This is a genomic window from Hymenobacter nivis, assembly GCF_006439025.1.
GTDB classification, from domain to species: Bacteria; Bacteroidota; Bacteroidia; order Cytophagales; family Hymenobacteraceae; genus Hymenobacter; species Hymenobacter nivis_A.
The window spans coordinates 92,513-113,459 of sequence record NZ_RCYZ01000007.1 but is presented as its reverse complement, the minus strand read 5'-3'; the positions used below and the strand labels follow the sequence as shown (position 1 = coordinate 113,459).

The 20,947-nt window shown below is 64.7% G+C and carries 17 protein-coding genes; 5 read left to right on the top strand and 12 right to left on the bottom strand.

Translation table 11 applies throughout. The features are described 5' to 3' along the window. Positions 1-214 precede the first annotated feature (214 nt). Positions 215-817 carry a hypothetical protein gene (locus EAH73_RS16415; RefSeq protein ID WP_140468484.1) on the top strand — a complete coding sequence of 201 codons (603 nt, stop codon included), beginning with the start codon at positions 215-217 and terminating at the stop codon, positions 815-817. Positions 818-839: 22 nt separating this feature from the next. Next, complete coding sequence (locus tag EAH73_RS16410) at positions 840-1,724, top strand: alpha/beta hydrolase (protein ID WP_140468482.1); 885 nt, start codon at positions 840-842, stop codon at positions 1,722-1,724. A 90-nt stretch (positions 1,725-1,814) separates the two neighbouring features. Here EAH73_RS16410 and EAH73_RS16405 read toward each other — a convergent pair whose 3' ends face one another. The 11 genes from EAH73_RS16405 to EAH73_RS16355 all read right to left on the bottom strand — a co-directional run bounded on the left by EAH73_RS16405 (position 1,815) and on the right by EAH73_RS16355 (position 16,018). Beyond that, the gene (locus EAH73_RS16405; RefSeq protein ID WP_140468480.1) at positions 1,815-4,412 is read right to left on the bottom strand and encodes a cellulase family glycosylhydrolase; all 2,598 of its coding nucleotides are present in this window, start codon (positions 4,410-4,412) and stop codon (positions 1,815-1,817) included. A 206-nt stretch (positions 4,413-4,618) separates the two neighbouring features. Continuing rightward, a complete protein-coding gene (gene accC, locus EAH73_RS16400) occupies positions 4,619-5,962 on the bottom strand; it encodes an acetyl-CoA carboxylase biotin carboxylase subunit (protein WP_140468478.1) in 1,344 nt (447 codons plus the stop codon). Positions 5,963-6,140: 178 nt separating this feature from the next. Beyond that, positions 6,141-6,605 carry an acetyl-CoA carboxylase biotin carboxyl carrier protein gene (accB, locus tag EAH73_RS16395; protein ID WP_140468476.1) on the bottom strand — a complete coding sequence of 155 codons (465 nt, stop codon included), beginning with the start codon at positions 6,603-6,605 and terminating at the stop codon, positions 6,141-6,143. A gap of 28 nt (positions 6,606-6,633) precedes the next feature. Continuing rightward, positions 6,634-7,197, bottom strand: a complete 564-nt coding sequence (gene efp / locus EAH73_RS16390) for an elongation factor P (protein ID WP_140468474.1) — start codon at positions 7,195-7,197, stop codon at positions 6,634-6,636. A gap of 99 nt (positions 7,198-7,296) precedes the next feature. Then, complete coding sequence (locus EAH73_RS16385) at positions 7,297-8,301, bottom strand: beta-ketoacyl-ACP synthase III (RefSeq protein WP_140468472.1); 1,005 nt, start codon at positions 8,299-8,301, stop codon at positions 7,297-7,299. A 136-nt stretch (positions 8,302-8,437) separates the two neighbouring features. Next, positions 8,438-9,379 carry a phosphate acyltransferase PlsX gene (gene plsX / locus EAH73_RS16380; protein WP_140468470.1) on the bottom strand — a complete coding sequence of 314 codons (942 nt, stop codon included), beginning with the start codon at positions 9,377-9,379 and terminating at the stop codon, positions 8,438-8,440. 120 nt (positions 9,380-9,499) lie between these two features. Next, positions 9,500-9,724 (bottom strand): 50S ribosomal protein L32, encoded by a 225-nt coding sequence (gene rpmF / locus EAH73_RS16375; RefSeq protein ID WP_068232288.1) that lies wholly within the window; start codon positions 9,722-9,724, stop codon positions 9,500-9,502. 136 nt (positions 9,725-9,860) lie between these two features. Next, positions 9,861-10,394: a YceD family protein gene (locus tag EAH73_RS16370; protein ID WP_140468468.1), complete on the bottom strand. Its 534-nt coding sequence runs from the start codon at positions 10,392-10,394 to the stop codon at positions 9,861-9,863. 96 nt (positions 10,395-10,490) lie between these two features. Beyond that, complete coding sequence (gene pdxA / locus EAH73_RS16365; protein WP_140468466.1) at positions 10,491-11,525, bottom strand: 4-hydroxythreonine-4-phosphate dehydrogenase PdxA; 1,035 nt, start codon at positions 11,523-11,525, stop codon at positions 10,491-10,493. 115 nt (positions 11,526-11,640) lie between these two features. Then, positions 11,641-13,101, bottom strand: a complete 1,461-nt coding sequence (locus tag EAH73_RS16360; protein ID WP_140468464.1) for a leucyl aminopeptidase family protein — start codon at positions 13,099-13,101, stop codon at positions 11,641-11,643. Positions 13,102-13,195: 94 nt separating this feature from the next. Continuing rightward, the gene (locus EAH73_RS16355) at positions 13,196-16,018 is read right to left on the bottom strand and encodes a bifunctional transaldolase/phosoglucose isomerase (RefSeq protein WP_140468462.1); all 2,823 of its coding nucleotides are present in this window, start codon (positions 16,016-16,018) and stop codon (positions 13,196-13,198) included. Between the two features lie 130 nt (positions 16,019-16,148). On the opposite strand from EAH73_RS16355, the gene EAH73_RS16350 reads away from it, so the two are divergent. Together EAH73_RS16350 and EAH73_RS16345 are read left to right on the top strand one after the other, a co-directional pair. Beyond that, positions 16,149-16,916 carry a 3'-5' exonuclease gene (locus tag EAH73_RS16350; RefSeq protein WP_161599579.1) on the top strand — a complete coding sequence of 256 codons (768 nt, stop codon included), beginning with the start codon at positions 16,149-16,151 and terminating at the stop codon, positions 16,914-16,916. Next, positions 16,909-18,810, top strand: coding sequence for a DUF294 nucleotidyltransferase-like domain-containing protein (locus EAH73_RS16345; RefSeq protein WP_140468459.1), 1,902 nt, complete (start codon positions 16,909-16,911; stop codon positions 18,808-18,810). The genes EAH73_RS16350 and EAH73_RS16345 overlap by 8 nt, the downstream gene beginning before the upstream one ends. 102 nt (positions 18,811-18,912) lie before the next feature. Here EAH73_RS16345 and EAH73_RS16340 read toward each other — a convergent pair whose 3' ends face one another. Next, complete coding sequence (locus tag EAH73_RS16340) at positions 18,913-19,974, bottom strand: LacI family DNA-binding transcriptional regulator (RefSeq protein ID WP_140468457.1); 1,062 nt, start codon at positions 19,972-19,974, stop codon at positions 18,913-18,915. 187 nt (positions 19,975-20,161) lie between these two features. On the opposite strand from EAH73_RS16340, the gene rsmA reads away from it, so the two are divergent. Continuing rightward, a complete protein-coding gene (gene rsmA / locus EAH73_RS16335; protein WP_140468455.1) occupies positions 20,162-20,947 on the top strand; it encodes a 16S rRNA (adenine(1518)-N(6)/adenine(1519)-N(6))-dimethyltransferase RsmA in 786 nt (261 codons plus the stop codon).

Here is a 20,947-nt window from a genome sequence, read left to right as displayed (position 1 = left end):
TCAGCAAAAAATGCGCAAAAGTACGCTTTATTGGTTTTATCCTATCAGCAGTTCACGATTTGTTAACCTCAAAATATTCGCCCCGGGGCCCCGGCGGTGCAAACGCTCGTGACGGGCGGCCCCCGGGGCCCCGGGGGCGGGGAGCGGGCCGCGGGTTTCGGTAATGCGGGGCGGTGCCTACCTTTGGCGGCTCACCGCGTCAGTTCCTTGCTGCATGAAATCGTTGCTACTCTTCGCTTTGGGCGTGCTCGCACTCCCTGCTGCCAGCGCGGCCCAAACGGGGGGCCGCGCCCGGGCCGGCCGCCCTGCCCCGGGCGAGCCGCAGGTCTTCGTGAGCCGCGTGCGGCTGGCCGAGCCGGTGCTGGTGTTTTATAGGGCCCCGGGCACCGGGCAGGCCACCCAGCAACTGGTGATGGACAAGCAACAGCTGCCGCTGCTGCGCACCCTCACGCTGGAGGAGCTGGCCCAGCGCCGCGGCATCTTTGTGGATGGCCTCGGCAACCCGGCGCTGCCCGGCGCCGATGGCCAGAAGGTGCGCCTCTCGGGCCCCAGCCTGCTGGCGGGCCCCGAGCGGCGCCCGGCCGGCGACGGCCGCAGCACCTACGCCCGCCTGAAGGTGCCCGCCCCCGGCGAGCTGTACGTGGTGCGCGAGCCGGCCGAGGAGTACCGCCACTTCGTGGCGGCCCCGGGCCAGGGCTACCGCATCGATTTCCAAACCAACGGCCTGCCGGGCATCGACTCGGTGCGGGCCATTTACACGCTGCGCAAAATCGACGCTTCGGAGCGCGGGGCCGGCGAAGGGGCCACCCTGCGCTAGCGCGGCGTCCCGCTTTTCACCTATGTCTTTTACTACCTCGCCGCCGCCCGGGGCCCCGGTGGCCCGCTGTGCCGTGCTGGGGGCCCTAAACGCCGGCTCCGTCGTTGCCCGGGGCCCCAGCACGGCCAGCCCCCAGGTGCAGGTGCTCGACACCGCGTTTTTTATGCCCCAGCTGGGCCGGCACCGGCGCGTGTGGCTGTACTTGCCCGCCGACTATGCCCGCCAGCCCCAGCGCCGCTACCCGGTGCTGTACCTGCACGACGGCCAGAATGTGTTCGACGCGGCCACCGCTTTCGCCGGCGAGTGGGGCGTAGACGAAACCCTGGACCGCATCCGCGCCAGCGGCCAGGACCCCACCGGCTGCATCGTGGTGGCCGTGGACAACGGCAGCCGCTACCGGGGCGACGAGTACATCCCGTGGCACAACCCGCGCATCAAAACCGGGGGCCAGGGCGCGGCCTACGTCGATTTCCTGGCCCTCACCCTCAAGCCCTACATCGACCGGCACTACCGTACCCGCTCCGACGCGGCCCACACTGGCATCGCCGGCTCCAGCCTGGGGGGGCTCATTTCGGTGTACGCCGCCCTGCGCCACCCGGCCGTGTTCGGGCGCGTGGGGGCCTTCTCACCCGCCTTTTGGGTCTGCAACGATTCGCTGCAAGCCTACGCGCGCCAGCACCCGCCGGCGCCCGCTGCCAAGTTTTACCTGGTGGCCGGGGCCAAGGAAGACAGCTCCATGCTGCCCCTGATGGCGCAGTGGCGCGACCGGCTGCGCGCCGCCGGCGTGCCCGCCGCCCACGTGGCCTACCACGCCGCCCCCGACGGCGAGCACCGCGAATGGTTCTGGCAGCGCGAGTTCGCCGCCGCCTACGAGTGGCTGTTCGACCGGCCGCCGGCTTCCCGCTAATGTTTCAAAGGTTCGCTAGGGCCCCAATGCAAAGGAGCGCGCCACTGCTGGCGCGCTCCTTTGCGTGGATGTAAACTCCGGTTTTTCAGTCTATTGCAGCGACACTGATTCTAGGTCCACCGTCAGCGGGGCGGGGCCGGCCGGGGCGGCGCCCAGCACCACTTGCAGCACCTCGGCGTCGGCCAGCTTTAGGGCCCCCGGGGTCCTGGGGGCGGTGTAGTCGAGCGGTAGAAAGCCGGGGTACGGGCGCGGCACCAGCAGCAGCGGCGCCGGCCGAAACGCCGCCAGCGGCACGCGCACCTCCTGCCAATCGGTACCGGTCACGGGCACGTCGGCGGTGTAAGCCACCGCATCGCGCGTGGCCAGGCTGAGGCGCAGGACCCCCGCGCCCGCGCCGGGCCGCACCCGCACCACCACCGCGCGGAAGCCCGCCAGCTCGGCAGCCGGGCGGCTAGCCAGCCGGTCGCCGAAGTAGGCGCGCAGCGCCACTACCGGGGCCCCCGCGGTTGGCGCAGGGTTTTTGGCAGAAGCAGGTTCTTGCGCCAGGCGCAATGCCAGGGCGCCGGTGGGCGTGGTCACGTAGTCGGTCCAGCCTTGGTTTTCGCCCACGCCGTGGGCTTCCGTCAGGTCCTTGTCGGCCCCAGCGCTGAAGAGCGGCAGCGGGGCCCCGGCGGCTACCACGGGCACTTCCCAGTGCTCGGGGTGGGCGTAGTCCCAGTCGCCGGGCTGGCCGGCAAAGTTGCCGGGGAAGGTGCGTGCCTGCCCACCGCGGCGCAGCACCAGCCAGTACCGCACCAGGCCGGGGTACACCAGTGCGGCGGGTACGGTGGCGGCGTAGGTAGCATAGGCAGTGGCCACCATCGGTACGATTTGGGTTGTGCGGCCGTAGTAGTGCTGGGCCACGAGCAGCACGGTGTCCCGGGGCCCCACGCCGGTAAGGGTGGCGGTGAGGCGCAGCGGCTGGCCGGCCCCGGTCTGGGCCGGCGGCGTGTGCCGCACCTGGGGCCCCAAATCGGTGGGCGCCGGCGCTGCAAACTCGCCCAGCTGACCGGCACCAAACGGCGTTTGGGCCCCGTAGGCGGCCGTGTTTTGCCCAGCGGCGGCCACCACGTACACGCCGGGGCGCACCGTGGCGCGGCCCCCGGTGGCGGTGGCCTGGGCGGTATTGCCCTCGTTAATGCCCCGCAGCGTGTAGTTGTCGCCCAAGCCCGGCAGCATGAGCTGCACCGGCTGGTCGTTCCACAAAATCTGCGTCACGGGCTGTGCCAGCGAGGTTTTGGCAAATGGGTCGCGGATGGGCACGGCGTCGGGCAGAACTTCCAAGCGCCACACCCCCGGGGCCAGCCGGTCGAGGAAGTAGGCCCCCAGCCCGCCGTAGCGCACCACCGCCGACGCGCCCGTGCCCGCCACGTGCCGCAGCTGGGCCGGGGCCACCGGCCGCGTGCCGGTGCTGGTGGTGTAGTAGAAAGCGTCCGGCGTGTTCATTTCGCTCAGCCCTTCGCGGTAGCTCACCCGAAACGCGCCGAACGTCGAATCAGCCGGGTAGCTTGGGAAGGCTTGCCCGCGCTTGGTGCGCCGAAACACCTGCCCGGCAATGAGCAGGCTGATGGCCTTGGCCGGCGTGTAGGCCAGGTTCAGGTAGTGCGTCTGGTACTCGGTGTTGGCGTAGGCAATGGCCAGCGGGTCGTAGGCAAACATGGTGGCCCACTGCAAGCCCGCCGTGCGGAAGCTGCGGGCCATGAACGGGTACATCACCGGCTGCACCACGTCGGCCGACTCGAACTCGTAGGCCATCTTGGCCTTGCTTTTGAAGCGCGCATCGCCGGCGTACGGAATTGGGTAGCGGTCCACGTAGGGCAGGAAGTTGCCGTGCAGCGTGTGCCCGCCCACCAGCCCCTCGGGGTACCACTGGAAGGTCAGTCCGTCCACCTTGGCGTTCAGGATGGCGTTGTGCACCTGCGGGCTCTCGGCGATGTTGTAGAACACCGGCTTGCGGCAGCCCGTGGCCCGGATGGCCCCGGCCATGCGGTCGGCAAAGGCCGTCACGGGGCCCTCGGGCTGGTGGTAGCGCGGCTCGTTGCACACCTCAAAGGCGAGTATGCCCGGGTCTTGCCGCACCAGCTGCTTGGTGTAGGGGTTGCGGTGGTTGAGGAACTGCGTGAGGTAGTGCTCCTGAGCCGCCACGGCCCGCGGGTTGGTGTAGGCCGCGTCCTTGCCGTAAATACTCGAGAAGCCGGTGCCGGTGTCCTTTTCCGGGTAGCCGTTGTTCCAGTAAGCAATCGGGGTGAGGATGATTTTGATGCCGCGCCGCTCCAGTTGGTCCACCAGGTAGTCGAGCAGCCGCAGGTGGTCATTTTCCTTCAGGTTGCCCAGCGTGTCGCTGATTTCCACGTCCCACACGTGGATGCGGAAGGCGTCCACGCCCAACCGCGCCAGGTGGTACACGTCCTGCCGGATGGCCTGCTCGCGGTCGGCACCCACCTTGCCCAGGGCCCGGTACGAGTAGGCAAACGGCGCGGTGTAGTTCACCCCAAACAGGGCCACTTCCTGCTTGCCCTTCGCCCAGCGCAGCACCCCGCCCTTGTCCACAAACACGTCGCCGGTGTGCGGGGCTTGGCCAACGGCCGGTTGAAAAAGCGTCAGCCCCAGCAGAGCGGCGGTCAGAAAAGAGGCAATTCTTGGAAGCATAAATGCGCAGCGTAGCACGGCAAACCGACGCCTTCGTGGGGGCCCTACTTGATGATTTTGGCGCAAGGTACCCCGGGGCCCTAATTCTGTGCAAACGTTTGCACAGAATTAGGGCCCCAACTCATTAGAAATGAATAAGATGCATAATAAAAAAAGCGTGCCCGGTAATGCCGGGCACGCTTTTCAACAACTAAAAACCGCAGAAACTATACCGTCGAAAAGTCGAACGTTTCCAGGAAGCCCGTGGTGAAGTAGCCGGCCTGGAATTGCTCGTTGTCCATCAGGGCAAGGTGGAAGGGGATGGTCGTTTTCACGCCTTCCACCACGAACTCGCTCAGGGCCCGCTTCATTTTCACGATGCACTCCTCGCGGGTTTGGGCCACGGTGATGAGCTTGGCAATCATCGAGTCGTAGTTGGGCGGAATCTGGTAGCCTGCGTACACGTGCGTGTCAACGCGCACGCCGTGGCCGCCGGGGATGTGCAGCGTGGTGATGCGGCCCGGGGCGGGCCGGAAGCCGTTGCGCGGGTCCTCGGCGTTGATGCGGCACTCCATGGCGTGCATCTTGGGGTAGTAGTTCTTGCCCGAAATCGGGATGCCCGCCGCCACCTTGATTTGCTCCTTAATGAGGTCGTAGTTAATGATTTCCTCCGTCACGGGGTGCTCCACCTGGATGCGGGTGTTCATCTCCATGAAGTAGAAATCCCGGTTCTTGTCCACCAAAAACTCGATGGTGCCCACGCCCTCGTAGCCAATGGCCGCGGCCCCGGCGATGGCCGCCGCGCCCATTTTCTCGCGCAGCTCAGCCGTCATGAACGGCGAGGGAGCCTCCTCCACCAGCTTCTGGTGGCGGCGCTGGATGGAGCAATCACGCTCGGAGAGGTGGCACACGTGGCCAAACTGGTCGCCCACAAGCTGCACCTCGATGTGGTGGGGCTCCACCACGTACTTCTCCAGGTACATGCCGTCGTTACCAAACGCGGCCTTCGACTCGGTGCGGGCATCGTCCCAGGCTTTCTGGAACTCGTCGTCGCTGTGGATGATGCGCATGCCGCGCCCGCCGCCGCCGGCCGTGGCCTTGATGATGACGGGGTACTTAATTTTAGCGGCGATTTTTTTGCCTTGCTCCACCGAGTCGAGCAAGCCCACCGAGCCCGGGATGCACGGCACACCGGCCTTGATCATCGTGGCCTTGGCCGTGGCCTTGTCGCCCATCTGGTTGATCATCTCGGGCGAGGCCCCGATGAACTTGATGCCGTTTTCCTGGCAGATGCGCGAGAATTCCGCGTTTTCGCTCAAAAAGCCGTAGCCCGGATGAATGGCGTCGGCGTTGGTGATTTCAGCGGCCGCAATCAGGTTCGGCATGCTCAGGTACGACAGGGCCGAGGCCGGGGGCCCAATGCAAACGGCCTCGTCGGCAAACTTCACGTGCAGGCTTTCCTTGTCGGCGGTCGAGTACACGGCCACCGTTTTGATGCCCATTTCCTTGCAGGTGCGGATGATGCGCAAGGCAATTTCGCCCCGGTTGGCAATGAGGATTTTCTTGAACATGGGTCGTCGAAAGATTCGGAAGGGTAAAAAAACTGTCATCCTCATCTGCCGTCCGCGCAGCGAAGGACCTTGTCAGGGAAGAACGATTGACAGTATTTCTGATTACTGCAAAGTGTTCAAAAGTCCTTCGGTCCTTCGCTGCGCGAACGGCAGATGAGGATGACAAAAAAGGCGGCGCCTATTCAATCAGGAACAGCGGCTGGTCGTACTCCACCGGGGTGGCGTTTTCTACCAGCGCCTTCACGATGCGGCCGCTCTGCTCGGCTTCAATCTCGTTGAACAGCTTCATGGCCTCGATGATGCAAATTACCTGGCCTTTCTCTACCATGTCGCCCACCTGCACAAAGGCCGGCGACTCGGGCCCGCTGCTGCGGTAGAACGTGCCAATCATCGGAGCCTTCAGGGCGGTCTGGCTGGCGGCGGGAGCGGCCGCGGGGGCAGCGGCTGGGGCCCCTGCGGGTGTAGCGGGAGCTGCCGTGGGGGCGGTGGCCGGGGCCGGAGCGGCGGCGGCCACGCTCACCACCTGCTTGGTGCTGGGGTCGCGCTGCACCGAAATCTTGAATTCATCGGTCTCGATGTTCACCTTGTTCAGGCCGGATTTGGCGATGAAATCGAGCAGTTCCTGTAGTTCTTTGGCTTTCATAGGGGCGTCTTTTTTAGGCGATGGGCCTTTACTTGACTCTTTCGACATACGTATAGGTACGGGTATCGACCCGAATTTTGGTGTCCTGGTCGATGAAAAGCGGCACCTGTACCCGGGCCCCGGTTTCCATGATGGCGGGCTTGAGCGTGTTGGTGGCCGTGTCGCCGCGCAGGCCAGGCTCGGTGTAGGTCACCATGAGCTCCACGGTGGTGGGCAGCTCGGCGGTGAGGGGCTGCTCGGTTTCGGCGTGCATGAGGATGGTGATGGCCTGGCCTTCCTTCATCAGGTCGGCGAAGGGCAGCATGGCCTCGGGCAGCACAATCTGCTCAAACGTATCATTGTCCATGAACGTGTAGCCGTAATCATCCTTGAACAGGTACTGGTGCGGGCGCTGCTCCACGCGGGCGGTTTCCACTTTCACGCCGGCGTTGAAGGTGTTGTCAATCACGCGGCCGGTTTTGATGTTGCGCATTTTGGTGCGCACAAACGCGGGGCCCTTGCCGGGCTTCACGTGCTGGAATTCGGTGATGACGTGCAACTCTCCGTTGTAGTTGAGCACGAGCCCGTTGCGAAAATCGGCGGTTGAAGCCATATTTTGTTAAGCTATGAGCGAATAGGGGTTGGCTATGCGCTTTTGGTTGAATGAGAATGCAGTCGGAAAGCGGGAACGAAAGCTGGCGGCCAGTAGCTGTTAGCTAACGGCTTTATAATCATACGCCCACTTCAGGTACACCGAGCCCCAGGTAAAGCCGCCACCGAAGGCGGCCAGCACGAGGTTGTCGCCGCGGTGCAGCTGGCTTTCGTAGTCGGCCAGGCACAGCGGAATGGTGCCGTTGGTGGTGTTGCCGTAGCGCTGGATGTTGAGCATCACCTTCTCGGGGCCCACGCCCATGCGGTGGGCGGTGGCGTCGATGATGCGCTTGTTGGCCTGGTGAGGCACGAGCCAAGCCACGTCGTCGTTGCCGAGGTGGTTGCGCTCCATCACCTGGCCGGCCACGTCGGCCATGTTGGTCACGGCAAACTTAAACACCGTGGCGCCTTCCTGGTAGATGAAGTGCTCGCGCCGATCCACGGTTTCGTGGCTGGGCGGGCGGCGGCTGCCGCCGGCTTTCTGGTGCAGGTAGGCCTCGCCGCTGCCGTCGGTGCGCAGCACCTGGTCGAGTAGGCCGTAGCCCTCGGTGTTGGGCTCAAGCAGCACCGCCCCGGCCCCATCGCCGAAGATGATGCAGTTGGCGCGGTCGGTGTAATCCACGATGGACGACATCTTATCGGCCCCCACCACAATCACTTTCTTATAAGTGCCCGCTTGAATGAATTGGGCCCCGGTGGCCAGCGCAAACAAAAAGCTTGAGCAGGCCGCGTTCATGTCGTAGCTAAACGCCTTGGTGATGCCCACAGCGTTGGAAATGATGTTGGCCGTGGCCGGAAACAGCATGTCGGGGGTGGTGGTGGCGCAAATCAGCAGCTCTATCTCGTCGGGGTGGGTGCCGGTTTTCTCCAGTAGCTGCTGCACGGCCTTGGTGCCCAGCACCGAAGTGCCCTGGTTCTCGCCCTTCAAAATGCGCCGCTCCTTGATACCCGTGCGCGTGGTAATCCACTCGTCGGTGGTGTCCACCATCTTTTCGAGTTCCTGGTTGGTCAACACGTAATCGGGTACGTAGGAACCTATCCCGGTAATGGCAGCGGTAATCTTCATACGGGCAAAAGTAGGGGCGGGACGGGAGAAACGAGGACGACGGGCCGGGCCGGGGCCCCCGGCGCGGCCCTAATCGGCTTATTACCAAAAAATCCGGCCGGGGCCGGATTTTTCAGCAGGGGGCCGCGGCCCCCGGTCAGGACTTAAAAGTAGCTTTAATTTGGTCGACAATGCCGGAGGCAGCCATGTTATAGCCCTGCACCAGCATGTTGCCGATGGCCATGGGCGTGCTGCGCCCGTGGCCAATAATGGCGTTGTCGTTGATGCCTAGGATGGGCGAGCCCCCGATGGCCTCGTAGTTGAAACGGTCGAAGAACGGGTCGTGCATGTTTTTTTCGGCCAGGATTTCGTACACCGACTCGGCCATTTTCAGCAGGATGTTGCCCGTGAAGCCGTCGCACACCACCACGTGGGCCTTGTCGTTGAACAGGTCGCGGCCTTCGAGGTTGCCCACGAAGTCGATGTGTGGATTCACCTTTAGCAGTTGGTGGGCCGCCTGGGTGAGGGCCGTGCCCTTGCCTTCTTCCTCGCCGAGGTTCATCAGGCCTACCCGGGGGTGGGCAATGCCCAGCACGTACTGGGCGTAGAGCGAGCCGAGCTCGCCGAACTGCTCCAGCATTTCGGGCTTGCACTCGGCGTTGGCCCCCACGTCGAGCAGGATGCCAAACTCGCTGTTGAGCTTCGGTACGAAGTTGGCGATGGCCGGCCGCAACACGCCCGGCACCGTTTTCACGGTGAACATGGCTCCCACAAGCATGGCCCCGGTGCTGCCGGCCGAGCAAAAAGCATCGACCTCGCCGCTGTGCAACAGGCGGTAGCCTACGGCAATGCTGGAGTCCTGCTTATGCTGGAAGGCTTTGGTAGGATGTTCGCCCATCTCTATAACCTGCGAGGCGGGCACAAACTCAAATGCATCCGGCGCAAAGCCGGTGGTGGGCAGCAAGGGCCGCACCGCGTCTTCCTGGCCAATTAAAACGATGGTGGCTTTGCCGGCGAGCCGTTCGGCGGCCAGCAGGGCCCCCGCGACGGCAGCCTGGGGGGCGAAATCGCCGCCCATGGCGTCCAGGGCAATTTTCATGAACGAGTAATTAGGTCAGCGGATAGGGTTCCCACAAAAAAGCATTCCGAACCGGCCCCCGTCCGGGGAGGAGGGCCGGCCCGGAATGCCTCCGGTGCCGCGAAGTAACGACTTCGCGGGCTATTCCTCGTCGGTATCGGGTGCGGCCGCGGCGGCTACTTTGCTGAAGTTCTTAATAGCAACTTTGCCGTGCAGGTACAGGTCGCCGTCTACCACGTAGGCCTTGTGGCGCAGGTGCAGTTCGCCGGTGTTCGAGCACAGGGTCACGGCTTTAGGGGTCAGCTTGTGGTGGCTGCGGCGTTTGTCGCGGACGGAAGAAGAGGTGCGGCGCTTAGGATGGGCCATGAGTCAGGGAGCGTTGAAAGTGGAGATTTTGAATAAAGGGCGCGGCCGACGGAGGCTGCATGGGGAACGAATTGATAACACGCCGGCGCCAGCGGGCGGACTGACCTCCCCGGGCCAGCCTATGAAATCAACGGGGTTAGTTTAGGTTGCGGAGGGCGGCCCAGCGCGGGTCGGCCGGCTCGTCATCATCGGAGTCGTCCTGGTCGCGGCTGGTCGAAAAAATGTGCTTAGTGGGTGCGTCGGGCTGGTCGTCGGGCTCGTTTTGGAAGCGCGGGTGCAACCGTTTCATGGGCAGCGCCAGGCCAATGTAGTCGTAGAGGTGCTGGGCGAGGGGCAGTACCTGGGTGTCGGGCGTGATTTGCAGCACGTTGTCGTCCAGTTCTTTGCTTTCGTCGCCGAAGCGTACCAGCAGCGTTTCCTCAAGGTCCAGCGGCTGGTCGTACTCGTCGAGGCTGCGGTCGCAGGTGAGGCCCACGGTGCCGGTGATGTGGAAGTTGAGCGTGAGCAGGCGCTCGGTGCGCGTGGCTTCCACCTCGGCGTGCAGCTGGCCCTGCTCCACGAGCGGGGTTTCGAAGAGGGCGAAGAAATCGGGCCCCAGCTCGTAGTCGAAGCGAACCGTTTTGGGGCCCAGCTTCACCAGATTCAAGTCGTATTGGCTTTCTTTTTTCACGGCGTGCGCACTAGCAGGGTGCAAAAGTACGAAAATTCAATGAGTAGGCAAGTATTCTGCACCATTTTGGGCCCCCAGCGTTTGCTTGCCAGTGGCTTACCGGGCGCTACGGGGCGCGGCGGCTTCTTGGCGCTGCCGCCAGATGTCGGCGGCCATGAACACGGCGGCCCGGAACGACGAGGCATCGGCCTGGTACTGGCCGGCAATGCCGTAAGCCGTGCCGTGGTCGGGCGAGGTGCGCACTACCGGCAGGCCGGCCGTGAAGTTGACGCCCCGCTCGAAGGCCAGCAGCTTAAATGGAATCAGCCCCTGGTCGTGGTAGAGAGATAGGGTAGCGTCGAACTGCCGGAACTGCCCGGTACCGAAGTAGCCGTCGGCCGGGTAGGGGCCGAATACCAAGTGGCCATCGTGCAGAAACTGCTTGAGCACGGGCTCGACCACTGCCATTTCCTCCCCGCCGAGCAGGCCGTTTTCGCCAGCGTGGGGGTTGAGGCCCAGCACGGCCACGCGGGGCTTGTCAATGCCAAAATCTGTTTTCAATGACTTGAGCAGCAGCTTGATTTTGGTGCGCAGCAGGTCGGGGGTGAGGCGGGCGGGCACGTCGCGCAGGGCCACGTGGCCGGTGGCGGTGGCCACGCGCAGGCCCGACTCGTCGTCGGCCAGCAGCATCAGGCTCTCGGGGGCCCCAAAATAGGCGGTGAGAAACTCGGTGTGGCCGGGGTAGCGGAAATCGGGGCCCTGGGTGTTGTCCTTGCTGATGGGGGCCGTCACGAGGCCGTCGAGTAGGCCGGCCTTGAGGTCGCGGCTGGCGGCAAGCAGGCTCTCGCGGGCGGCCTGGCCAGTCGCGGCCGAGGGCTGGCCAGGGGCCAAGTGGAAATCCTCGTCCCAGCAGGTCACGGCGTTCAGGCGGCCGGGGGCAATGTCGGCGGCGTCACGCAGCTGCCGGAAGGCCAGCGGCTCGGCGTCTTTGGCCACCGGAAACTCGTCGAACAGGGCCGTGGCCGTGCCGTACACCACCGGGGTGCATAGCTTCAGCACCCGCTCGTCGAGCAGCGTTTTGTAAATGACTTCGGGGCCGATGCCGGCGAGGTCGCCCACGGAAAAACCGAGGCGGGGAAGGGATCTGGGCATTGTAGTTGCGGGTTATCGTGCCGATGCAGGAAGTATTTTCCTGCGTTGGTGCAGTGGGTACTGGCCGGGAAAGATGCTGCCTTCGCCGGTGTAGCAAGTGGGGGCCCCAGCGAAGCTAATCGGCCAGCTGCTTGGTTAGAAATTCGTAGAGCAACCGCACGCCGACGCCGGTGCCGCCCTTGCCGCGGTAGTTGTCGGGGGCCGTCAGGAAGGCGGGGCCGGCAATGTCGAGGTGGAGCCACGGGTAGCCCTCGGCGAAGCGCTCCAGGAACTTGGCGGCCGAGATGTGGCCCGCCTCGCCCTTGCCCAAGTTACTTAGGTCAGCAATATCGGACTTCATGTGGTCGGCGTATTCGTCCCAGAGCGGAAATTCGACCAGGCGCTCGTGCGTGCGGTGGCCGGCGGCGTGCAATTGCTGCACGGTGGGGGCCCCAGCGGTGCCCAGCACGGCGCTGCCCTCGGTGCCGATGGCGCGCACGGCGGCCCCGGTGAGGGTGGCCAGGTCAATCACCAGCTCGGGGTCGTATTTCTTGGCGAAGCTGAGGGCGTCGGCCAGCAGCAGGCGGCCTTCGGCGTCGGTATTTTTGACTTCCACCGTCAGGCCGCTGTGCATTGTGATGACGTCGCCGGGCACGAAAGCCAGGCCCCCGGGGCGGTTGTCGGTGGCGGGCACCAGGCCGATGACGTGCAGTGGCACCTGGTTTTTAGCCAGCGCGTAGAGCGTGCCGGCCACAGCCGCGCCGCCAGCCATGTCGCACTTCATCATGTCCATGCTATTCGGCGTGGGCTTGAGGCTGAGGCCCCCGGTGTCGAACACCACGCCTTTGCCCACCAGCACGTAGGGCTTGGCGTTCTGCGCGTTGGCAGGCTTCCACTCCATGATGCTGAACGTGGGCGGCTCGGGTGAGCCCAGGTTCACGGCCAGCAGGCCGCCCATGCGCAGGGCCTCGATGCGGGCCAGGTCGAGGATGTCGGTGGTGTAGCCGGCCTCGTCGCCGGCGGCAGCCATGCGCTCTGCAAACTGCTCGGCGTTGAGCTTGTTGACGGGCGCGTTCACCAGGTCGCGGGCCAGGGCCACGCCTTGCAGTACGTGTTCTAATTCGCGCACCTGCGCTTCTGTGGCCGCGTCGCCCACGAGCGTAATGGTGGTCAGGACCGGAGCTTTGCGCGATTTCTCGTCGGTTTTGTACCCCTCAAATTGGTACGCCGTCAGGGCCAGGCCTTCGGCCAGCGCCAGGGCCCCGGCGGGCTCACCGGCGAGGTTTTGGATGAACACTTCGGCCACTTTCTCGGCCTTCAGCAGGCCGTGGAGCTGGTGGCCGCTGCGGCGCAGGGCTTCCAGCACCTGGTCGGCGGTGGGCTTGTCGGCTAGCACCACGTAGTAGTGCTGGTGGCTGAAGTGGTTGAGGTGAACGAGTTTCTGGTGGTCAGCCAAGGCGGCTTCGACGTAGGCGCGGGCCGCGGCGGGCAGGTCGCCGGCCGCCGCGGCGGGCAGGGCAGTGGTGCCGTGGGGCAGCAAAAAAACCTGGGTGGCCTGGGCCGGCGTCGTGGCCGCGTGGGCAAGTTGGGGAAGCATAAACGAGGGGGAAAGGCGGAATCTGATAGGACCACAAACTTAGCAAAAAGGCCCGCCGTGCGTTGCGCGGCGGGCCTTTTCAGGGCAGTGGCGGCTAGGCCTGGGCGTCAAAAGCCTCCTGGATGGCTTGCACGCCTTGCAGCGCATCGGCGCCGAGGTGCACGTGCAGGGCCCGGCGCTCGTACTTCTGCAGGGCCTCCAAGTCGCCCTGCGCCTGGGCGTTTTCGAGGGTGCCGAAGGTGTAGGAGCGGCCCGGCAGCGGCAGGTCGGGGTTGTGGTCAGCCGTCAGTTGCAAGAACAGGCCGGTGTTGGGGCCCCCCTTGTGGTACTGGCCGGTGGAGTGCAAGAAGCGCGGCCCGTAGCCGAACGTGGTGGCCGCGTGCAGGCGCTCCATCAGGCTAGTACGCAGCTTGTTGAAGGCCGCGTTCAGCTCCGGCGATTCGGTGAGGTACGCTTGAATGGACACGAAGTCGCCCTCCTTGGCCTGGCCGAAGAAATCAGCGAGCAATTGCTTCGCATCCGAGGCTTTGGGCACGCCATAGTAGGCGAGGCCGTTGGCTTCCAGCGCTTTTTCCTGCGCGGGCAGGTGGCCTTCTTCGGCCACTACCTTCATCAGGCGGTCGGTGGCCGACTTGCTTTCCTGCACGTTGGGCTGGTCGAAGGGGTTGATGCGCAGCACGGCGCCTACCACCGAAATAGCCATTTCCCAGCGGAAAAACTCCTGGCCCAGGTCCAGCGCATCCTTCAGCGAAATGCGGATGACCGGGTGGCCGGCGGCTTCCAGGGCCCCCAATTTGGCTTTGTTGTCGGCGTCTTCCTCGCTCTCGTAGCCCACGTACACGAACACCCGGTCGTGGCCATACACGTCCGGGGCCCCAACGGGCTCGCCGGCCACGGGCAGAATGCCCTTGCCGTGCTTGCCGGTGCTCTCGGCCGTGAGCTGCTCCAGCCACAGGCCCAGGTCGCTCAGCGACGGCGGCGTGACCAGCGTCAGCTTATCGCGGCCCTGCGTGGCCAGCACGCCCAGGGCCGTGCCCAGCTCCAGGCCGGGGTTGTGGTCCACGGGGCCGTAGGCGCCGCAGGCGCGCATCATACGGATGGCGCGCTCCAAGATTTCGCCCACGTTCAGGCCGTACAAGGCAGCCGGCACGAGGCCGAAGTAGGTGAGGGCCGAGAAGCGGCCGCCCACCGACTCAAAGTTGAGGAACACGTGGCGGTAGCCCAGCGAGTTGGCCGTGGCAATGAACTTCGAGCCCGGATCGGTGATGGCCACGAAGTTCTCGCCGGCCTTGTCGCCCTTGAGGGCCTTCACCTTGTCGTAGAAGAAATCGCCGAAGGCCAGCGGCTCGGCCGTAGTGCCCGACTTGCTGGCCACGATGAACAACGTGTCGGCCAGCGGCAGCGTGTCGGCAAAGTGCTGCACCGTGCCGGGGTCGGTGGTGTCGAGGATGGAAATGGGCAGGCCTTTCTCGCCCTGCGGGAACGACTTTTGGAACACGATGGGGGCCATCGAGCTGCCGCCCATGCCCATCACGAGCACGTGCTTGAAGCCGTGGCCGATGACGTCGTTCACGAACGTGTCGAGCTTAGGCATGGCGGCCACCATTGTTTCGGCTACCCGCAGCCAGCCCGTGAAGTCGCGGATGCTCTGCTGGGCCTCCGCATCGTCGGTCCACAGCGCGGCGTCCGTGTTCCAGAAGCCTTGGGTGAACTGGGCGTTGTTAAATTCTTGCAGCTTAGCGTCTACCGCGGCCTGGTACTGGCCCAGGGCCAGCGTGGCGGGGGCCGTGGTTTCGGCCAGGGCGGCCACGCGCTTCTTGTCCAGCGAGTCCATCAGCTTGCCGAAGGGCTCGTTGAATTTCTTGGCGCCGTCCACCTCCAGCTCGTGGGCCAGGGCTTCGAGGTCGAGGCCCACGGTGGGCAGCGCCTTCAGCACATCGGCCACCTGGTCGAGGTTGTCCTCCAGGCGCACGGCGGGCTTGCCTTTCTCGCGGAACAGGTTCAGCGTTTCCAGCGGAATGGTGTTCACGGTGTGGGGCCCGATGAGGCCGTCCACGTACTTCAGGTCGTCGTACTTCGGGTTTTTGTTGCCCGTGCTGGCCCACAGCAAGCGCTGCGATTCGGCGCCTTTGGCCTTGAGGGCCTCCCAGCGCGGGCCGGCGAAAATCTTTTTGTAGTCCTGGTACGCCTGCTTGGCGCTGGCTACGGCCACCTCGCCCACCAGGGGCTCGGCAATCTTGGCCTGCTCGCCACCGGCGGCCACCATTTTCTCCAGCTGCGGGTCAATCAGCACGTCGATGCGGCTGAGGAAGAAGCTGGCCACCGAGTCGATGCGCTCAATGGAGTTGCCGGCTTGCACCCGGTCTTCGAGGCCGGCGATGAAGGCTTCGGCCACGGCCTTGTAGCGCTCCACGCTGAAAATCAGCGTCACGTTCACGTTCACGCCTTCCGAAATGAGCTTGCGGATGGCGGGCAGGCCCTCCAACGTGGCGGGCACCTTAATCATCACGTTGGGCCGGTCCACGGCTTTCCAGAAGCGCAGGCCCTCGGCGATGGTGCCCTCGGTGTCGTTCACCAGCTTGGGCGATACTTCGAGGCTCACGTAGCCGTCGCCGGCGTTGGCCGCGTCGTCGTACAGGGGCCGGAACAGGTCGCAGGCGGCCTGCACGTCGGCAATGGCCAGCTCTTCGTAAATGTCGTTAGTCGACTTGCCTTGCAGGGCCAGGGCCTTGATGGCGTTGTCGTAGTCGTCGCTGCCGCCGATGGCTTTTTCAAAAATGGCGGGGTTGGACGTGACGCCGCGCAGCTGGTCGTCGGTGATGAGCTTCTGCAACTCGCCGTTGATCAGAATTTTGCGGCGAATGAAGTCGAGCCAGATGCTTTGGTCGAGGGGACGGATGGCAACGAGTGGGTTCATGGCGAAGGGAAATGAGCAAGGATGCGGGTGCGAAGGTGGGCTTTCTTTGCGAAACCACCGCCTTGTTTACGCAAGAAGCCGCGCAAGTGGGGGCCCCGTGCCCAAGTTTTGCTCGCCGGGGCCCCTAGCTTTGCGCCATTCGCTCCCCATTTTCGCCCGCCCGGTGCAAGACTACCTGCTCTTCGTCGACACCGAAACCACCGGCCTGCCCGCCGGCTGGCGGCGCCCCTACGCCGACGATGCAGCCTGGCCCCACCTGGCCCAGTTGGCCTGGGTGGTGTACACCCGCGCCGGGGCCCTGGTGAAAACTGCGAACCACTACCTGCGCGTGCCCGCCGGCACCATGCAGCCCACGGCCCAGGCCATCCACGGCCTGAGCACCGAGTTTTTGGCGGCCGAGGGCCAGGAACTGGCGCCCGTGCTGGGGGCCCTGGCGGCCGACCTTGCGCAGTACCAGCCGCTGGTGGTGGGCCATTTTGTGCAGCTCGACTTTCATATGCTGGGCGCCGGCTTTCACCGGGCCGGGCTGCCCAACCCGCTGCCTGGGCTGCCCACGTTCTGCACCATGCTGCCCACCGGGCCCCTGGCCCGGGCGCTGGCCCCCCCGCCCGGCCGCCGGCTGCTGCGCCTGAACGAGCTCTACGAATACCTGTTCCACGAGCACCTGGACCGCCACCACGACGCCCAAACCGACGCCGAGGCCACCGCCGAGTGCTTTTTTGAGCTCTTGCGCACCGGCTACCTCACCGAGGCCAGCCTGGCGGAGCAAGCGCCGCTGGCCGAGCCCGTGGCGGCGGGGCCCTTCGAGTGGCTGGGGCCCCGGGGGCGGCGGGTGGCCGGGGCGGCGGGCGCGCTGCTGTTGCTTTTTCTTATCTGGCTATACTATTACTATGGATAATCGCCTCGCTTTTTTACAAACCGTGCCGCCCTTCGACGCGCTGCCCACCGAGGTGCTGGCCGGCGTGGCCGACCTGCTCCAGGAGGTGGAATACGCCAAGGAAACCCTGATTTACAAGCAGGATGTGACCAAGCTGCGCGGCGTGGACCTGCTGGTGGCCGGCGGCTACGAAACGTTTTTTTACGACAGCGAGCAGCACAAGCGCCTGCCCGAGGAGTACGGCCCGGGGGCCTGCTACGGCGGCATGTCCATCTTGCTCAACAAGAAGCGCTCCATCCGCACGGTGGTGGCGCGCAAGGGCACGCGGGTGTACTTCCTGCACCGGCGCGATTTTAGGGCCCTGTGCCTGGCCTACAAGGACTTCTTTCAGTTCTTCACCACCCGCTACGGCGAGCGGATGCTGAACGAGGAGTACGCCCACTTCATCCGCCCCACGGCCGCGCCGGAGGAAAACTTCATCGCCGCCGACCAGCTGTACTCGCGCAAAATTGAAACCCTCGAAACGCGCGATTTGGTGGAGTGCACCGGCGCCACGCCCATCTTCGAGGCGGCCCAGCGCATGGCCCGGGGCAAGGTGAGCTGCCTGTTCGTGCGCGACCCCGGGGGCCCCATTGTGGGCTACGTGACGGACATTGTGTTGCGCGACGCCGTGGTGGCCAAGTGCCTGGACGCCCGCCGCCCGGTGGCCGACATCCTGGCCACGCCCATTGTGTCCATCGCCAGCGACGCCTTCGTGCACGAGGCCATTTTGCTGATGTTCCAGACCAAAACGCGCTACCTTCTCATTGAGAAGGACGGCGAGTTTGTGGGGTTCCTCAGCCGCAACAAGCTGCTGAGCGACTTGGCGCAGTCGCCGTTCATGTTCATTCAGGCCGTGAAATTGGCCCAGTCGCCGCGCGAGCTGCGGCTGCGCTGGCGCAAGGTGCCCGAAATTGTGAACCAGCTGCTGAGCCGCGGCGTGAAGGCCGAGCTGGTGAACCAGGTCATCACGACGGTGGCTGATACCATTGCCCTAAAAGTGATTGAGGGCGTGCTGGCCGAGATGGGCCCCGCGCCGGCCAAGTTCGTGTTCATGGTACTGGGCAGCGAGGGCCGGCAGGAGCAAACCCTGCTCACGGACCAGGACAACGCCATTGTGTACGAGGACAAGGCCAACGAGCAGCGCGAGGTGGTGCGCGAGTACTTCCTGCGCTTCGCCAGCACCGTGTCCGACCGCCTCGATGAGATTGGGCTGAGCCTGTGCACGGGCGGCTTCATTGCCCAAAACCCGCGCTGGACGCACTCGCTCTCGCACTGGAAGCGCAACTACCACGAGTGGATCGACAACTCGAACCCCGAGGCGGCCATGCAGTTTTCGACGTTTTTCGACTGCCGGTTTCTGTACGGCGAGCCCGAAATCATGGATGAGCTGCGCGCCTTCATCCGCACCGAGTTGGCCCGGCCCCTCGACCGCTTCCTGCACTACATGGCCACCAACGCCCTGCAATACGAGCCGCCGCTCACGTTTTTCCGCAACTTCCGCACCTTCGCCCAGGGCGACCAGAAGGTGTTCGACCTCAAGAAAACCATGACGCCCATTGTGGACCTGGTGCGCGTATACGCCCTGCGCCACCAGGTGTTCCAAACCAACACCGGGGCCCGGCTGGCCCAGCTGCGCGCCCGCGGCGTGTTCACCGAAAAAGAGTACCAGGAGCTGCTGCAAGCCTACTACTACCTAATGGGCATGCGCCTGAAAAAACAGGCCCGCCAGCTCATCGACGACCTGATGCCCGCCACCAACTACCTCGACCCCAAAGAATTAACCCAGGTAGAGCAAGTGACGCTGAAGGAAATCTTTAAGGTCATTGCCGATTTCCAAGTGAAGATAAAGGTCAGTTTCACCAAGGCGCTGTAAAAGAGAGAAGCCGCCGTGGGGCCCCACGGCGGCTTCTCTGCTGGCGTCATGCTTCGGCGGCGCTCTGATGTTCTACTTACGCCGTTTAGGGCCCTGGGGGCCCTAAAATTCGCGCTGCACCACTGGGTCTTCCTGGCCGAAGAGCGACGACTCGCGCAGCATGAGCTGGGGCTTGAGCACGATGCGCGGGGGCGAATAGTTGGGGGTGCGCTTGAGGATTTGCAGGAGCAGGTTCACGGCGGTTTCGCCCATTTGCTCGCCGCGTTGGTCCACGGCCGTCAGGCGCGGGTGCGTCATGGTGGTGAAGGGCTCGTTGCTGAAGCAAGCAATGGCGAAGTCCTTCGGCACGTGCAGGCCGTGGCTTTCAAGCACTTCCAGGGCCCCCACGGCGGGAAAGGCGTAGGCGGCAAACACGGCATCGGGCCGGTCGGCCAGGCCCATGAGGTAGTCCATGCCGTCGCGGCCCGACTCCTGGTTGGAGCGCGGCAGCGAGTACACCAGGCGCTCGTCGAAGGGCAGGCCATGAGCCTCCAAAGCGGCCTGGTAGCCCAGCAGGCGGTTGCGGCTGGTGTTGAGGTGCTGGGGCCCGGCGAAGTGGGCAATGCGCCGGCAACCCTGCCGGATGAGGTGCGTCACGGCGTCGTAGGCCCCGAGGTGATCGTCGAGTACCACGGCCGTGCTGCCGGGCAGGTCGGGCATGCGGTCGAAGAAAATCAGCGGCGTGCCCTGCTGCTGTACCTGGCGGAAGTGGTTGAGGTCGAGGTCGGTGCCCTTAGATACCGATACCAGGATGCCCTCGACCTGCGAGGCCAGCAGGGCCTCCACGTTCTGGCGCTCGCGGCGGATGTCCTCGTTCGACTGGCACATCATCACGTTGAAGCCGGCGCGGCTGGCAATTTTCTCGATGCCGTTCATCACGGCCGGAAAGAAGTAGCCGTTGATGTGCGGCACAATAACGCCCACCGTGTTGCTGCGCCCCTTGCGTAGGGCGGCGGCGAGGCTATTGGGCAGGTAGTTCAGTTCCTGAGCCAGCTGGCGCACGCGCGCCTTGGTGGCCTCGCTGATGCTGGGGTGGTCGCTGAGGCCGCGCGAAACGGTGGACGTGGACAGGCCCAACTGCGCGGCGAGTTCGGCGATGGATATCCGCTTGTTAGTGTTGGCCAAAGCTCAAAAATCAATTAAATCCGACGGGAAACACCGGGCGGGCCGGCAAGGACCCCGGCCGCGATGGCCTAATAAGGGGCCAAGGTAGGAAAGAAAGCGGGTTTGCGCGGCCCCGGGGCCCCGCCGCGGGGCCCCGGGGGCTACCTTTGGGGCCCCGGCGGGCCCTTCCGCCGCGCCGGGGCCCCGCATGCACTCCCCCGTCAAACCCAAGAAACACCTCGGCCAGCATTTCCTCGCCGACCCCAACATCGCCCGCCGCATTGTGGGGGCCCTTCGCCGGCCCGACGGCGTGCACGAAGTGCTCGAAATAGGCCCTGGCACGGGCGTACTCACGCAATTTTTGCTGCAAGATGCCGCATTTACGACCAGCGTGGTGGAAATTGACCGCGAATCGGTGGTGTACCTGGAGGCCACGTACCCGGCGCTGGCCCCGCGCATCTTCGCCACCGATTTCCTGAAGCAGGACATTGGGGCCCTATTTCCGGGGCAGCCGCTGGCCATCATCGGCAATTTTCCTTATAACATCAGCAGCCAGATTTTCTTCCAAGTGCTGGCCCACCGGCAGCAGGTGCGCGAGGTGGTAGGCATGATTCAAAAAGAAGTGGCCGAGCGCCTGGCCGAGCCGCCCGGCTCGAAAACCTATGGCATTCTGAGCGTGCTGATGCAAGCCTTCTACACCATCGAGTACTTGTTCACGGTGCCGCCCCACGTGTTCATCCCGCCGCCCAAGGTCGAGTCGGCCGTGGTGCGCCTCACCCGCAACGCCACCGAGCACCTGGGCTGCGACGAGAAATTATTTTTCCGCGTCGTGAAGCAAGCCTTTTCCACCCGCCGCAAAACACTGCGCAACGCCCTCAAGCCCCTGGGCCTCTCGGCCGAAGCCATGGCTGGCGAAATCTTCGACAAGCGCGCCGAGCAACTGGGCGTGGCCGAGTTTGTGGGGCTCACGAAGCTGCTGGAAGCGGCGCAGTGA